We start from the raw sequence: 15,186 nt of genomic DNA, 5'->3' as shown, positions 1-15,186 counted from the left end.
TGTAGGTGTGACGAATGGCATTGTTATATTGGGTTTGACTATTTTTCCATGCTTGGTATTTCTGTTTTTCGCTATTGAAAGAAAGAATATGATTGCTGTTATACCTATTTCAATATTTATGGTATGCCATTTGATTTATGGAATAGTTAATTATATTATTTAAGAAACTTCAAGTTTGTAGAATACAAAATTTAATATGAAATGTGAGATAGAGCGTATGGAAATAATCTATACGTTCTATTTTTTTGCCTTTTTGAAAAAAGTGATTAAAAAACTATTGACATTTTGTTACTGGAAAAACTGAAAAGTCAATTCTAATATCTTGTGGAGCAAGACTTGCACCTTTTGATATAAGAGAGCTTAGAGAACTAATGAGCGAAGACGAACTAGAAGTTGATAAAATTGGAGATAGGAAAACTACCTTGTTTGTAATAATATCAGATACAGATGATACCTTTAACTTTGTAGTTTCAATAATGTATTCTCAATCATTTAATCTACTATGTGATAAGGCAGATGATGTGTATGGTAGAAGACTTCCAGTTCATGTTAGGTGTCTACTTGATGAGTTTGCAAATATAGGATTAATTCCTAAATTTAAAAAAATTGATTGCAACAATTCGTTTAAGAAAAATATAAGCAAGTATAATACTGCAAGAACAATCTCAGTTAAAAGAAATTTATAAAGAAAATGCAGATACAATAGTTGATAACTGTGATTCCACACTCTTTCTAGGAGAAAAAACATTAAAAGATTATCAGAAACATTATGAAAAGAAACTATAGACTTAAATAACACATCAGAAACAAGACCAAATCAAAAATCTTTTGGTCTAAATTACCAAAAAACTGGTAAAGAACTTATGAGCCAAGATGAGATAACTGTAATGGATTGTGTAAAATATATCTACCAACTAAGAGGAGTAAGACCTTTCTTATCTGATAAATTTGATATTACAAAACATAAGAATTATAAGTTATTGGAAGACTATGATAAGAAAAATGTTTTTGATATTGAAAAGTATATTACGCGAAAGGGCAAAGCTAAGATAAATGGTAATACAGTGATAACAGGATTGTAATATTTACTGTAAGAGTCTACACATACGAGGGACTATATTATATAATAGAACTAGATAAATTAGAATTTGAGGGGGATGTTGAAATGATATTCATTCAGGAGATACCTGTTTCAAAAATCAACGAGTATTGGGATATTCAGTTTCAGTATTTGGTAAATGACGGGTTTATAACGACAGAGGAAGAAAAGAAATACTTCCAGAGCGCGGAGTATCGAGATGTATTGCAAAGTCATATGTTGCGCACTCTGGACACTTTACACATGGTATATTTTGTGCGTGATGGAGTTAAAATAGGCGCTTCTCAGTACTGCACTTACAAAAGCGAGGACGGAAAATGTTTCATTCTTGATTTTTGGGTGTTCCCAGAGTATAGAGGGAACGGGACAGGACACAAATGTTTCCAAACGCTTATGGAATACACAAAAAACGACGGCGCAATTTATTACGCCCTTAACTACGCAAAAGAGGATTCGCATAGATTTTGGACATCGCTTGGTTTCTCTGACAATGGAATAGATGAATATGGCTCCCCATTAATGATAAAAAGAGCTTAACAAATCTCAGTTTGTCGAGCCAAATAATTAAATAGAAACGCAGGAGATGATAGATAATTAAACTCTATCGTCTTTTTTTATACTCAAAATTAGGAGGTTTAAATGGTAAGGATAAGAAGCCTCACTTAAAACAATTTAATATAAATTTAATATATAAGACATTTAGCGATTGAAATATAAGTTCAGTCGCTTTTTTAATTGAAATTTATATATCAATGATAAGAAATTAATTGATAGAGAAATGATAAATTTAATGCAAATTTAGTTAAAGAAGCTGGATTTTCAGAATTTTAAAAAGGAGATCTAATCCATGTCTTTGGATATTTCAAAGAAAACAAAAAAGGAGATAAGATCTACAAGAATTTTATAGTTAAATCACTAAACAAAATAGAAAAAAGACAAGAAAACTAGGAGAAATAATATAGAATTTCGCAGCTGGAGTTGTATTTTAAAGGAAGTTGCAACTGCAATTGTTGCAGGTTTATTTTAGCTTTTAATGACTTATAAAATACTATATTATTGATTATTTTTTTAAAATGAGTAAAAATTTATGATTTTTTTATTTTTTTAGATTTACCTCTTAATAATTAAATAATCAAAGGAGAAAGTTATGTCTAAGAAAGTACTTGAAATAAAATATCTAAACAAATCTTATGTTAAAAGAAAAATTATAAATAATTTAAATATGAATGTATTTAGAGTAAATGTTTATAGTTTTTTTGAAAAAAAGAGAGGGAAAACAACTGCTAATAGAATGATAACATAACTTATATAGCTTATAAGGGTAGATTCTGGAGAGATTTTAATAAATGATAAACCTGTAATAAAAAATTGGGATCAAGCAATTAAAAATATAGGAGCTATGGTAGGAGCTCCTAAGTTTTATGGAAATCTATCTGGGCATGGATATTTAAAATTAATGGCAAAACTAATTGATGGAACAAGTGATAAAGATATTGATAAATCACTTGAATTAGTAGGTTTAAAAGATAGGGGTAAAGAAAAATTTGTATCATACTCTTTGGGTATGAAACAAAGACTTGGCATATCTAATGCCTTATTATGAAATACTAATTTAATAATTTTGGATGTAAACTGGTGCAACAGAAAAACCTGTATATAGAGTGTATGCAGTTAATATGAAATAGAATATAGGTACTATATACACAAATAATGTGGAAAAATGTGTATGACGTTTATATAGAAAATAACATTGAAAAGGAGTTGCTGAAATGGGAGAACGAAAGATTTTGATGTGTCCTTTGGAGATTGTCATACACAATTTTTTATCATATGTCCCCTTTCACTGGTTTGAGACAAGAAAAGGGAGGATAAATAATGAATAAGAAAAGAAATCCTTTCTATGATTTATTTAGCCTGTAAGGCAACGGTATATCCAGAGCCTGGTAAAGCCCATTTTCCAATAGTTATTGTATTTACATCATCTTTACGATATTCAGATGTATACTTTTCGTAGGTGTGTACATTGAAGGAAGAAAATGTTCCCGTTTTTAGTTGATATTTCTTATTAGTATCTCCTTTAACTATTATTGTTGTTAGAAAGCTTCTACATGGAAATACTAATTGATACACATGAAAAAAATGTTTAAGTGAAATTATATGGGAAGTTTTATGTACAAGTATAACATTTGCATCGTATATTAAAGGCATCTGATTTTGTATTGAATATGGGAATTGCCTTTTTTCGCTGTCGCATAAAATGGAAGTATGTATTTGGGAAGAATAATCAAATCCATTGATAGTGTATTCTTCGTGTCGATAACTTTTAGCTTGTTCTAAAGTTTCAAATCTTGGATTGTTTGAATAATAGTTAATTCCTTCTTTTATATTTAAATATTCAATTCGGGTTGTAATTGAGACTTTTAACTGATCGTCAATGATTTCCAAAACTATTTCCCTATTGAAATTATCAATATATGTCTGCTTTTTTATATTATGAATAATTTTATCAGAAATATTATCTATAAAATCATAAGCCAGTCTAATATCACCATTTCTTTTGATGAGTTCATAATTAATACCTTGCTGTAATTGTAAAAGTTTTTGATCATCTACAAGAGATATTTCATTAAGGTTAAAATCATTACCACGAACCCAACCAGGACGTTTTCTCCTTTTAATTTCTTTATGAAGAGATTCAGAGACTTCTTTAGCTAATTCATCTGCAGAACTCCACCATTGAACAGTGCGACCATGTTTGGCTATGTTTTTGAAATCTTCAAGCTTTTTACTTTTTAGGGGATCTGCTTCTATAAACTCTTTTTTTAAAGGGATATCGTCTCGGATAATAAAAACAAGAGTTGGAAGACCTATTTGTTGCGCATATCTAAATTCTTTTTCAGTGTAGCTTATACCAATGTCAGGTCCTTCTTCAAATACAGAGCCATAGCGCTGAGCCAAAATAAGAACGTAAAAATCGGAACTATCAATGGTTTCCTTAATAATTTCCCACTGATCTTCATCAGAAGCATTAAACATTTCCATTCCCACAGGGAAATTCATCATTGAAAGTATTGCATCACGAACTTTGGTACGAGGTTCAATAAGGTCATTATAAGTGGAAGATATAAAAATCTGATATTTTTTATCCAATGTAATCACTCCTTTAACGAAAATTTTGCACAAACAATAAGATATAAAATGTTGTCATATTATATATTATAATATGATATTTGTAATAGTAATAAAAGTTTAACAAGCAGTTAAATCAACCGCACTTTAGTTTATATTTAGCAAATATATATTTAAAGATGCTATTATATACATAGGGAGTCGGGGAATGACGAACTATAGCAAGCTGGAAAAGAATGCATTGATATCGATATAAAAGAGTTTTGCAAATGCAACTAATTCAGATGCTTTAATGTTCATGCGATTTGTTTCCAGTTTGGCATAGGTACTTTTGGTGATGGAGATACCCATAAGATTTAACTTTGCGACTACCTGGTCTTGAGTCATATTGTTTTCATATTGAATTGCTTGGATATTTTTACCAATATCCATATCATGTCTAATCTTTTGCTAAATGATGAACTCCCCTTATAAAATAAAAAGTTTCGTAATACAGAAACATATACATTGATTCTAAATAGTTTAAATTTTATAATGATTCGTTATAAGGAATTATTTTTAACAAGAAGAGGTAAAAGTATAATGGATGTGAGATGGGAAAGAGAAAAATTTTAAATCTATGTGGTAAAAGGAATCGAGCATTATTGTCAGGTGAAAAAAGAATGACATTTATGGATATGGAACGATTGACATATCTGACAGAATTTTTTGAACTGGAAAACTACGGAATCGACTTATGTAAAGAATTTGGGGATGATGTAAAAGAGTCGTTGGAAGCAATGATGAAAATATTAGATAAGACGGAGTGTACAGAAGATCTATGATTTTATGACGAAGTAAAAGGAGTAGGAAGAATAGTCTACGACATAACAAGAAAACCACCAGGAACAATTGAATGGGAATAATCGCAAAATTTTCTAAAATGGCTTGATTACAAGCTATAAAGAGAATGAAAAATGGCTTCTGGTACTTAAATGGTACTGGAAGTAAAAAAGAATAATTGAAATAATAGTTCCGAGGGGTTTACATTTGGACAAAAAATCAGACCGTAGTTTCAAACTGCGGTCTTTTTGAGTACATATTTTATTTTAAAAATTTTGATTTTATATAATTATGTAGGGTACTATAAATTAGATCATTAAGTAAGTTGAATTAAATATTAAAAAAATATAAAGACTATAACAGGATGTTTGAGGAAACATTTAGATTATATAGCAGGCAAGTAAATTATGCGACAATAAAATGTCGGTTTGAATAAGACTGAAAAGAAAGTGATAAAAATTTTGATAGAAAATATAAGTTTTGAATAAATTGAACTTTCAGAAAAAATAGGTGTAACAAAGAGGGAATCTTTTGAAAGGATATTTAAATCTTTTCACGAAAAGAAAATCATAGAAATAATCGAATAAAAGCGTGATGGTAATAGGATTGATTGAGGATAAAAATTTTTTATGTAATGTTATGTATCTTTGATTTTATGTATAGAAATTACGTTATATTTATTGCTTGATAATTATGATAGAGTCTGTATAATTGTGTGAAAATAAAATGTTATTTGAAACTTAAACTAGTATAATATTTTCAACCATAAAACAAATTAGGAGTAACAAATGGTCCCATTACATTTTACGTTAAATATTAAATATAGAAGATATTAAAAATTTAATAAATGATTAAGTAAAAACGTTATCGAAAATCTGAGAATTGTTATATGCTAATATGATGAATGCTGGCTATTTCTTAATTGATTAAAAATAACGATGATTAACTAAAGCCAAGGTAGTAAAGAAATTATAATAGAAGTTGATAATAACTATAGTATTTAATTGAAAATATGAGTAAAAGTAATAGTATTTTTAGTTTTTAGGTTAGAAGATAAAATTTTGATTATATAGCAAATAGGAGGATTTATGAAAAAAGTTGGATTTTTGTTTGGTGCTGGAGCAGAGATTTGTTACGGTTTTCCAATAGGTGGGAAGTTTGCTTTAGATATTTTTAGACAAGATGTATCTATTAGTAAAACAGAATTTATCGAAATGAGAAACTCTATAGATGGCACTACTGCATATGCAGGAAACTGGTTGCCTGACGATTACAAAACAAGAAGTGTAAGTTCATATGGGAAATCGGTAATTGAAAAAATAATCAAAGATACTCTTGATCATAAGCGTGAGCTTATAATTAGAAATTTGAATGATTTCGATTCATATGCTAAAAATGTAAAAAAAAACATAAAAACGATAGAAGACATATATGATGTTATAAGTAAAACATTAGATAGATGATGTTATAAGTAAAACATTAGGTAGACAAGTAAGTAATTGTAAACTGAATGCGGTTATATCTTTTAATGATGCATTAAGTAGAGGTAATGGTATATTCAAAAGTAGCTATTTTTCAGCTCTATTATTAATATATAAGAATAAAATAATGGGAGAAAATTTGCAATTCGAACTTAAAAAGATTATTATCTCTATTTTACAGTTACAGATAGGAGCATTAGGATCAAGTCTCGTGAAAGATATTAATGATAATATATTTCATAAAAAAGATGAAGATATTGATCTATTAGATGATATAGGTGAAGTGTTGAGGCTAAATTATCAATCATCAGGTGTATTAGGAGTAGAATATTTATACGACAATTTTAAAAAAGAAAAAATAGAGTCTTTAGATGATCATTCAAAAATAGTATATTTTGCAAAGAGTATACTAGAAGATATTTTTTCATCTGTATTAGATTATAAATCATTAATTGATTCTAATTGGCATTATTTGTATTGTCCTAAAGACGAGTGGGCAAAATTTTGCAAGATATCTATATTTTTATTGACTGTCAAAAACTATATTAATCAGAATCCTCCATCAAGTATCTCTGATAAGGGATATTATGATGATTTGAAGGATAGCATCGATAAATCAAAGTTAAAAATTGCTAAGATAGCAACAACTAATTATAATAAGATAATTATAGATAAACTAAATGAAGATATCACCTATTTGAATGGATCAATAGAGCAGTGGTATGATCCATACTTAAATAAAATAGATACAAAAGAAAAACTGAAAGGAAAATTTATTGTTCCCTTATTATTTACTCAAAGTGGAACAAAGCCTATAACATCTATTTTTAAATCTTGTGAATATGTAGATTTATATAGAGAATGGAAAAAAGCTGATTGTATTGTTATAGTAGGATTTGGATTTAATAAAGATGATGAGCATATTAACGGGATTATAAGAACATTGGTTAATGATGATGATAAAAAAGTAATAGTAGTAGGAAAAAATACCTCAAAAAAAGAAGCCATAGAACGACTAATAATAGAAAAAATAGATAATATAATAGTTTGCAATGTAGATGAACAAAGGAAAATTGAAGATAAGCTCTGGATTGACTATTTACTTGATAAGATAAACGAATTATAATAATTAAAGATAAGCAATGTGAATTAAAATGGGAACATTTGTAAAAAAGAATAAATTGAATAATAGTTCCAAGTACTTTACATTTGGACAAAAAATTAGACCGTAGCTTCAAGCTGTGGTCTTTTTGAGTGTATATATTATATAGAATTTAGCAAACAAAAAAATAATGCGACAATAAAATGACGGGTTGAGTGTCGGTTTGAATAAGACTGAAAAGAAAGTGATAGAAATTTTGATGGAATAATCAGTTGTATGGAAAAATAAAGTGGAAATAGGGTACAATAAAAGCAAATAAATTATATATATGGGTAAATAGTGGCTTATAGAATTTGACAATTAGTGATTTTGGATATAATCTTGTAATAAGGTTAGGTCAGGAAGCATACGGTGCCCTGGCCATTTTTTTTATGTTATAATACAAGTAATAAAGATTAATCCAGAATAAGGAGGGAGTATATTGTCAAAAATTAAAAAAGATCAAATATCAGCTAAGGGATTTTCAATTCAGGTTTATACAGAAGATTTTAAAAATGACTATATAAGTCTTACTGATATAGCAAAATATAAAAACAAGGAAGAACCCAATGTAGTTGTTTCGAATTGGATGCGAAACTATAATACAATAGAATATCTTGGTATTTGGGAGCAGTTAATAATCCAGATTTTAACCCCCTCGAATTCGAGGGGTATTTAAAAGAGGCTGGTAGTAACGCTTTTACTTTATCACCCCAAAAATGGCAGAAAACCACTAATGCAGTAGGGCTATTTGTAAAGTTAGGTAGATATGGTGGCACATATGCTCATAAAGATATAGCTTTTAAATTTGCTTCATGGATATCTGCAGAATTTGAACTTTATATAATTAAAGATTATCAAAGACTTAAAGAAGATGAAAACTCAAAACTATCTCTTACTTGGAATCTACACAGAGAAATATCTAAAATCAATTATAAGATTCATACAGATGCCATTAAAGAGTATTTATTAAAAGACCTTACAGATGAGCAGTTATCATTTAAATATGCAAGTGAAGCAGATATGCTTAATGTTTCACTCTTTAATAAAAGAGCAAAACAGTGGCGTGAAGAAAATCCGGACTTAAAAGGAAATATGAGAGACTATGCAAGTCTTAATGAACTATTAGTACTTGCTAATATGGAATCCTATAATGCAATTTTAATTGAAAAAGGATTAGAGCAAAGAGATAGAATGATTGAACTTAGAAATCTTGCAAAGACACAACTTATATCTTTAGAGAAATTAAACCAATTAGACATTAAAAAACTACCTAAGTAAAATTATTATAGAGTTATTGTCCGGTACTGGTACTGGGACGGGACTAAAAATTTGAAAATGTCCTATAATTAGGTGGATTTGGTGATATTAGAAAAAATAGAACCTAGTATTTTGAATGATTTGGGATATATCGTACGTTTGGAAAAGAAGAATGGGAATAAAAAATACACTAAACCGTAAGTTTTAAACTTGCGGTTTTTATATTATAAATTATGTGATTAATCAAAATATAATTTAACTAAATATTTCGAAATATTAGATAGTAATTAAACTATACACATTTGATATAATAACTAAGAGGGATAATTCTATTTTAGTAAATCTTAACAATATTATGTAAGAAATTAAAAAGCTTATTCTGATAAAAATCAGTTGTTTACACCAGATCACATTAGTGATTTTATGTGTAAATAAAAACTCGTGAATTTTAGATCTTTTTAAGCACATAAGAAGAAGATAAAATAGACTATTTGTCCATAAAGTTATACTAAGCAATTAATGAGATAGAATACCTACTAAAACCAGTAGCACAAATTATTATAGATTAAATATTATAAAAAATAATTAAGGAGAAAGCCTAATGGAAAAAAAGAAAAGAAATTTTTACAAACATCAGAAGAAAGATTCGAGGCAAATATGCATAGACATAAAAATATAAAATGGGATTTTGTTCAAAGCTTGCTTGTGTCTAATAAAAATCTTTATGATAGGATCTTAAAGATGGAAGAAACAGGCGGAGAGCCTGACTTAGTAGACTTGGAAGTCTTTGGAGGCTTAGTTTATGTGGATATGGCAAAGGAAAGTCCGAAAGACTGTCGTAGCCTATGCTATGATAAAAGGGCTAGGGAAAAAAGGAAAAAAATCCACCACTTTCATCAGCTCATGAAGAAGCTAAGAAAATTGGGATAAGATTAATTAATGAAGAAGAATACTATGCCCTTCAAAACCTTGAAGACTTTGATATAAAAACAAGCAGTTGGGTAAGTACTCCAGATGATATAAGAAACTTAGGTGGGGCATTATTTTGTGGCAAAAAATATGGTAGAACATTTACCTACCATAATGGTGCAGATTCATATTATCAATCAAGAGGGTTTAGGGCCTGCGTAAAAATTGAATAGAAATAATTTGTTTATTAGCAATAATAGATTTTACTGAACTTGGAGATAAAAAATAACAGAAAACCCAGATGTCAATAACTAAAATGTGTTAGTAAATGATTTTATAAACTTAATCAGGAGTATTTAATACTTATTAACTGGAGTTAATGGTACGTTTTACAATTTATATAGAAAAGGAAAAACTTATAAAAGACATGATGGAGTTGATGACGGTTCTTTTAAGATTGTTGATAGGGAAGCTGAGAGGGGTAAAAATTTAAAATCTTTTATCCGATATTAGCATGGGACTAAAATTCTAAAAATGTCCTATAACTAGACGGATTTAGTGATATTAGAAAAAACAGAATTAATTAAAGAGGATTTATAATTATAAAATATACATATATAGCTATTTATTTTTCTATATGATTGAGTATCTATTTTTAGTGTCATAATTATAACAACTGAAAATAATAATAGTGGAACTTTTGTTTCAAGATTTAGACTAGAATATAAAGATAGATTGTTGTAATTTTAGAGGGGTAAAAATTATTAATTGTAAAACAAATATTTTAAACATCATCCAAGTTAATAATAAAATTGAATGTAAGTTTAATATATAATCTAAAAATAAGGTTTTAAAAGATTAACGACAACTTGATTTTATTTAAAGGATGAGATTTTATATTTAAATTTGAAATAGGTGGTTAAAATTGAAAACAAAAATATACTGGAAAATTCAAGAAAAAATAATTAATTTAATTTTTAAAATTAAAAAAATTAAATTTCGTTTTGATAATATCGGACAGTCATACAAAGAATATAGGTCATTTACCGAAATTCTTTTCAGTAAATTTTTTTCAGGTGCGATTAAAGCAATTATATTAGTGCTCATTTTAGGAAAAATTGATAGTGAACTTTTGGACTATGGAATAAAAAATAGTATTAATGGTAATATATTTGCTGATGTAATCATAGGAGAATTAAGTGTTTCTGGTGTAATTTTAGGATTGTATTATTCTAATATTTCAAGTATATATTCCACAAAATATGCTAGTGCTCCTAAAAAAATAGCTCTTGCCTTTCAATATGATAGATTAACAGTCAAATGCTTAAATAGCATTAGTGGTTTTATTATTTTTGGAATAATTATATTAGTTAAATTATTATTGGAATATAACGTTGGCTGGATATCTGGAAGTGTGCTAATAATATGGTCAATATTTGTGGTAATTTCTTTTGGAATAACAGGAAATAGAATATATCAGCTATCGGATGTTTTGAAGATTGCAGATGATACGTACATTATTTTAAGAAGAGTGGTTTCTAAACAACTTAAACAAAAAATGTACATTTCTGATGTTAACTATCAGAATTATTTTATGAAGATGTCCTCAGATAAAATTGAGTTACTAAAAGCTATCCAAAAGTATGGATGTAATTCTGAATTTGCAGATAGTTCTTCCGTTCTTGATTTTATGTGTTCAAATCTAGAATTAATTGAGCAGTATTGGTTAATTAAAAGTGATCTTTCTAAGGATTCATTTTGGTTTAAAAGAGAATGTAAATATAAACAGTGGCATCTTATTAATGATATAGAGGTATCAATTGCGCTGAATACAGGAACACCATTGGTACAAAAAAAGTAATAGATAATTATTGGTTTGAAGATGAGTTGATGTCGATAAATCGTGAGTGTGTTAAATACTTGATAAAAAAGAATGATTTTGGTATTTTATATAGTTATTTTGTTTTATTCAGCTCAATTTGCAAATCAGCAATTGAACATAAAGAAGCAAATTATTATATTGGACAAATAGATTGGTTGAAAAATGTTATTCAAAATTCAGCAGATAATATTAATATAGAACACAATATTTCTTTTGTAGGTATTGTTGAGTATATTTCTCTTCTATATTTAGATATAATTCTAGAATCAAGCAAGTATTTTCAAAATTTTGATATTGATAAAATAGTTAAATCAGTAATAAATGGAATTGATACTGGAAAATCATATAAATCTATAAAAGCAATAAGAGGACGAGAGTATATAGAAATATATAAGAACATATTGACTGAAGCATATATTGAGGGTCATCGTATAACTCCTGATTGGCTAATAAAGCAATTTGTAGCTAAAGAAGAATTTATTTACGTCAATTCATTGTTTGATGTGGTTAAGGAAGGCATTGAACATGCATATTCATTGAGCAGTTTTTTTGTTGAGAAAAAAATGTATTATGAAGCATGTATTTTACTTGCTAGATTCTATGAATATGATTCTAAGTTGTCAAATTTTTATAAATTTGCAAATCAGGTTGAAAAAAATTTAAAAATATATCATCTAGATCCTGAAGATAAATGGGGCGAGAGTAGATTAGAAGGGGTTGAGGAAAGGTTTTTGGATTATAAAAAATATATCCCAGAGATGCTTATGAAATCATCAAGAGCTTTTGCAATAAAGAATTGGGATAGAATAGAAGAATATCCAGACTTTTTGGGCGAATGTTATAATCACGTTGCTGAAGACATCGTTGAATCTATTGTAAACTCAGATAAAAAGCAGTTTGAAAGGTATTATAAAAATCTTACAAAGATGATGCTTTTATATCAGGAGTATATTAGATCTGATTTTATAAAAAACAAAGACTTGTATAGGATAGAGTACACATATTATATATTTACATATCCGATTGCTGAATGGGCGCAAATTGGTGGACTTGGAATATTGTGGGGAGAATTTTTTAAAGATAAAGAATGGAGTAGCATCGTAGAAAAAGCTTCGAAAAAAATACTATGTATGGAAGAGAATGAGCTAAAGTCGATAGATTTGGCAAGCAAGTTGATTGAATTCGTATCAGAACGTAATAAATTCATGTTCGGTATAGGTGCAAGAGATATTTTAAAAACAAGACGTAATCAATTTGTTGAAAATGCAATAAGAGAGTTTTCTAATATAGAAATTGAAAGCGAAGGATTTATGAAAGAAATAAAAACAGATAGTAAATTAATAAAAGCATTCTGCCCTAATTTTTTGGATATGGGATTTTCAAGTGATCCTTCTGAGGTATTTTGGGTGAAATGTGTTAATCCATTACTTCCTGAGGGAAAAAGGTATCATACTAGATTTTCATGGGAGGATGATTTAAATGAATAATAGAAGAATAAATAGAAAAATTAAAAAAATATATAAATCTCCAATTAATAATTTATATTCTAATAAATTTTATACTGATTTATTTTATGGATATGAGTATTCTTTAAGCAAAGACAGCCTAAACTCAAGAGATTTTTATAGAATTAAACCTAATGATATTAATGTTATTAAATTATTTGTAGACTTTTATTATGATTTTTCATATAAATTTGGCGAAGTTATAGAGAGAGTTCTTTATAGCATGGCTATTTATGGAAAGTCGTATATTTTTATAAGACCGGAATATATAAAAAATGTCGATAAAGAAGGAAATATTAATGAAATAATTAATGCTTTGCATATTGAAGAAGTAAAAGGAGTACTTAAGAGAAAAACATTTTATTATAAAAATAATTCGAATGAAATTTTTGAAATTAACATTTGTGAAGGAACATTAATTACATTTAACTTAAAGGACCTAGGATTTAAAAAAAACTATTTTACAAATATTGTAAAAAGATTGTCTAAATATGATACAACATTTAATTCCATAGATTTAATAAACAACGAATCAACAGATTTTAATGTGCATATAAATAAAAACAGAAAAAGAGTTCTTAAGCAAGCAAAAGATATAGGATGGAGCTTAGATAAAGATGGTTTTTCAGATAGTTATATTTTGTATAAAGAAATACAGATGAAGTTATTTAAGATTAGAATGCTTAAATATGCGCTTAATAAGATTAACCATGTTCTAGCAGAGGAATATATACTCAATAAGGATTTTAAAATAGAAGCATTAATAAAAAATATAGATTATGAAGATTCATGGGATAAATTTCAGAAAGGAGAACTTACATTTTCAAAGCTGAGCAATATTTTATGGAAATGAATCTTTGTTTAATGTATTTTTACATAATGAAAAATAAATATTTATAAATTACATGAAATAAATTTTAGAGGTCGTCAAAGTGAAATTATTTAATAAAGAAATAAATGAGAAAATAGCTATAGATTACTTAAAAGCATATGATACTAGATATAAAAACTTAGTAAAATCAGAATGTCCAGACTTTATTTCTGAAGAAGATAGTATAGGGGTGGAGGTTACTATTGTTGAATTTGATGATTTTATTGATAGTTTTAAATATGTAGGAAAAACTTTAAAAGAATATATACGAATGAAAGATATTAAACCAATACAAAAGAAAAAATTTGCATCTATTAATAAAATAATAAATGGTAAATATTCATCGGACATAAAATGTGATTTAAATAAATTTATTGATAGTTTCTATTATAAAAATGGAGATTGCATACTAAAGATACACTCTATTGAACAATATAGAAAGCTAGATCCATGTACCAACTTATATCAAAAGTCATTATTTCCAAATGAAATGATTATAGAAGACCAAAGAATTATTTGCTACTTGCCATCTGTATTTTGGATTGGGAAATTAGTAGATAAATATATAGATGCTGTAAAAGTAAAAAATCAAAAGTTAAACCATTATAGAAGATTCGATGAAAATTCATTAGTGCTAATAAATTATACTGCGGAATTAGAGGAATCTTTAGCTTTTGAAAAAAGAATTAAAGAAATAGATGGAATAAAATTTGATAAAATATTTGTAATAAATGTATTGTTTGATAAGCAAATATATGAAATAGATATAAGAAAATTTTAGTAATTGACAGGAAAAATTTTAAATAATTCAAGTAAATCCAGGTTTTAAAAAGATTTCTTTCTAAAATTTATTTAATTTATTATAATGTAAAAAACATATTTTATTAAAATCAAAGTAAAAATTAAGTTTTAAAAGTGTTATCTATGTGATTTTAAAATAAAAATAAATCCTTAAATGCAACTATTAGGGGTAAATAATTTTGTGTATCAACCTAAATCCTGATAAAAGGTAAGGGTTGATACATTTTTTATGTATCAATGTTTGTCCGTTCCTATAGGAATGGCGCTTTACTTGATTTTACACAAC

At 27.3% G+C, this 15,186-nt stretch carries 12 protein-coding genes and 5 pseudogenes; 15 read left to right on the top strand and 2 right to left on the bottom strand.

Annotated elements, in window-relative coordinates:
• Positions 1 to 293: 293 nt before the first annotated feature.
• From HGAG_RS10660 to HGAG_RS05165, 5 genes and pseudogenes are all read left to right on the top strand, one after another.
• Positions 294 to 1,082: pseudogene (locus HGAG_RS10660) on the top strand (VirD4-like conjugal transfer protein, CD1115 family); the annotation flags it as partial.
• Between the two features lie 83 nt (positions 1,083 to 1,165).
• Entirely contained in the window at positions 1,166 to 1,636 is a 471-nt protein-coding gene (locus HGAG_RS05175; RefSeq protein ID WP_019118191.1) for a GNAT family N-acetyltransferase, read from the top strand.
• A gap of 294 nt (positions 1,637 to 1,930) precedes the next feature.
• Positions 1,931 to 2,047 (top strand): annotated as a pseudogene (locus tag HGAG_RS12505) (single-stranded DNA-binding protein); the annotation flags it as partial.
• Positions 2,048 to 2,246: 199 nt separating this feature from the next.
• Entirely contained in the window at positions 2,247 to 2,402 is a 156-nt protein-coding gene (locus tag HGAG_RS05170; protein WP_019118190.1) for a hypothetical protein, read from the top strand.
• 96 nt (positions 2,403 to 2,498) lie between these two features.
• Positions 2,499 to 2,702, top strand: coding sequence for a P-loop NTPase family protein (locus HGAG_RS05165; protein WP_019118189.1), 204 nt, complete (start codon positions 2,499 to 2,501; stop codon positions 2,700 to 2,702).
• 302 nt (positions 2,703 to 3,004) lie between these two features.
• On the opposite strand, the gene HGAG_RS11120 is transcribed toward HGAG_RS05165, so the two are convergent.
• On the bottom strand, positions 3,005 to 4,249 hold the full coding sequence (locus tag HGAG_RS11120; RefSeq protein ID WP_019118188.1) for a DUF4062 domain-containing protein: 1,245 nt from the start codon (positions 4,247 to 4,249) through the stop codon (positions 3,005 to 3,007).
• Positions 4,250 to 4,444: 195 nt separating this feature from the next.
• Positions 4,445 to 4,660, bottom strand: a complete 216-nt coding sequence (locus HGAG_RS05155; RefSeq protein WP_019118187.1) for a helix-turn-helix domain-containing protein — start codon at positions 4,658 to 4,660, stop codon at positions 4,445 to 4,447.
• A gap of 239 nt (positions 4,661 to 4,899) precedes the next feature.
• Here HGAG_RS05155 and HGAG_RS12040 point away from each other — a divergent pair, with 239 nt between their 5' ends.
• From HGAG_RS12040 to HGAG_RS05115, 10 genes and pseudogenes are all read left to right on the top strand, one after another.
• Positions 4,900 to 5,052, top strand: coding sequence for a hypothetical protein (locus HGAG_RS12040; RefSeq protein ID WP_244263821.1), 153 nt, complete (start codon positions 4,900 to 4,902; stop codon positions 5,050 to 5,052).
• Positions 5,053 to 5,064: 12 nt separating this feature from the next.
• A pseudogene (locus HGAG_RS12500) lies at positions 5,065 to 5,133 on the top strand (GMP synthase (glutamine-hydrolyzing)); the annotation flags it as partial.
• A 1,005-nt stretch (positions 5,134 to 6,138) separates the two neighbouring features.
• Positions 6,139 to 6,513: a hypothetical protein gene (locus HGAG_RS11720; RefSeq protein ID WP_026074052.1), complete on the top strand. Its 375-nt coding sequence runs from the start codon at positions 6,139 to 6,141 to the stop codon at positions 6,511 to 6,513.
• A gap of 145 nt (positions 6,514 to 6,658) precedes the next feature.
• Positions 6,659 to 7,657 carry a hypothetical protein gene (locus HGAG_RS10645; RefSeq protein WP_208853644.1) on the top strand — a complete coding sequence of 333 codons (999 nt, stop codon included), beginning with the start codon at positions 6,659 to 6,661 and terminating at the stop codon, positions 7,655 to 7,657.
• Positions 7,658 to 8,114: 457 nt separating this feature from the next.
• Positions 8,115 to 8,953 (top strand): annotated as a pseudogene (locus HGAG_RS10640) (KilA-N domain-containing protein).
• A 636-nt stretch (positions 8,954 to 9,589) separates the two neighbouring features.
• Positions 9,590 to 10,074 (top strand): annotated as a pseudogene (locus HGAG_RS12495) (DUF4256 domain-containing protein).
• 692 nt (positions 10,075 to 10,766) lie between these two features.
• A complete protein-coding gene (locus tag HGAG_RS11705; protein WP_019118185.1) occupies positions 10,767 to 11,702 on the top strand; it encodes a hypothetical protein in 936 nt (311 codons plus the stop codon).
• A 176-nt stretch (positions 11,703 to 11,878) separates the two neighbouring features.
• A complete protein-coding gene (locus tag HGAG_RS11700) occupies positions 11,879 to 13,210 on the top strand; it encodes a hypothetical protein (RefSeq protein ID WP_208853642.1) in 1,332 nt (443 codons plus the stop codon).
• Positions 13,203 to 14,081: a hypothetical protein gene (locus tag HGAG_RS05120; RefSeq protein WP_019118183.1), complete on the top strand. Its 879-nt coding sequence runs from the start codon at positions 13,203 to 13,205 to the stop codon at positions 14,079 to 14,081. The genes HGAG_RS11700 and HGAG_RS05120 overlap by 8 nt, the downstream gene beginning before the upstream one ends.
• Positions 14,082 to 14,160: 79 nt before the next feature.
• Entirely contained in the window at positions 14,161 to 14,880 is a 720-nt protein-coding gene (locus tag HGAG_RS05115) for a hypothetical protein (RefSeq protein ID WP_019118182.1), read from the top strand.
• The last annotated feature ends 306 nt before the right edge of the window (positions 14,881 to 15,186 follow it).

It is taken from the genome of Anaerococcus obesiensis ph10 (genome assembly GCF_000311745.1).
In the GTDB taxonomy this organism is placed as follows: domain Bacteria; phylum Bacillota; class Clostridia; order Tissierellales; family Peptoniphilaceae; genus Anaerococcus; species Anaerococcus vaginalis.
Note: the sequence above shows the minus strand (reverse complement) of the source record. Positions and strands in the feature narration are given on the sequence as shown.

Bases quoted from the DNA above. Each gene is read 5' to 3' on its own strand.
- HGAG_RS11720 (WP_026074052.1), top strand. From the start codon at position 6,139: ATGAAAAAAGTTGGATTTTTGTTTGGTGCTGGAGCAGAGATTTGTTAC.
- HGAG_RS10645 (WP_208853644.1), top strand. From the start codon at position 6,659: ATGGGAGAAAATTTGCAATTCGAACTTAAAAAGATTATTATCTCTATT.
- HGAG_RS05170 (WP_019118190.1), top strand. From the start codon at position 2,247: ATGTCTAAGAAAGTACTTGAAATAAAATATCTAAACAAATCTTATGTT.
- HGAG_RS12040 (WP_244263821.1), top strand. From the start codon at position 4,900: ATGGATATGGAACGATTGACATATCTGACAGAATTTTTTGAACTGGAA.
- HGAG_RS05165 (WP_019118189.1), top strand. From the start codon at position 2,499: ATGGTAGGAGCTCCTAAGTTTTATGGAAATCTATCTGGGCATGGATAT.
- HGAG_RS05175 (WP_019118191.1), top strand. From the start codon at position 1,166: ATGATATTCATTCAGGAGATACCTGTTTCAAAAATCAACGAGTATTGG.
- HGAG_RS05120 (WP_019118183.1), top strand. From the start codon at position 13,203: ATGAATAATAGAAGAATAAATAGAAAAATTAAAAAAATATATAAATCT.
- HGAG_RS05155 (WP_019118187.1), bottom strand. From the start codon at position 4,660: ATGGATATTGGTAAAAATATCCAAGCAATTCAATATGAAAACAATATG.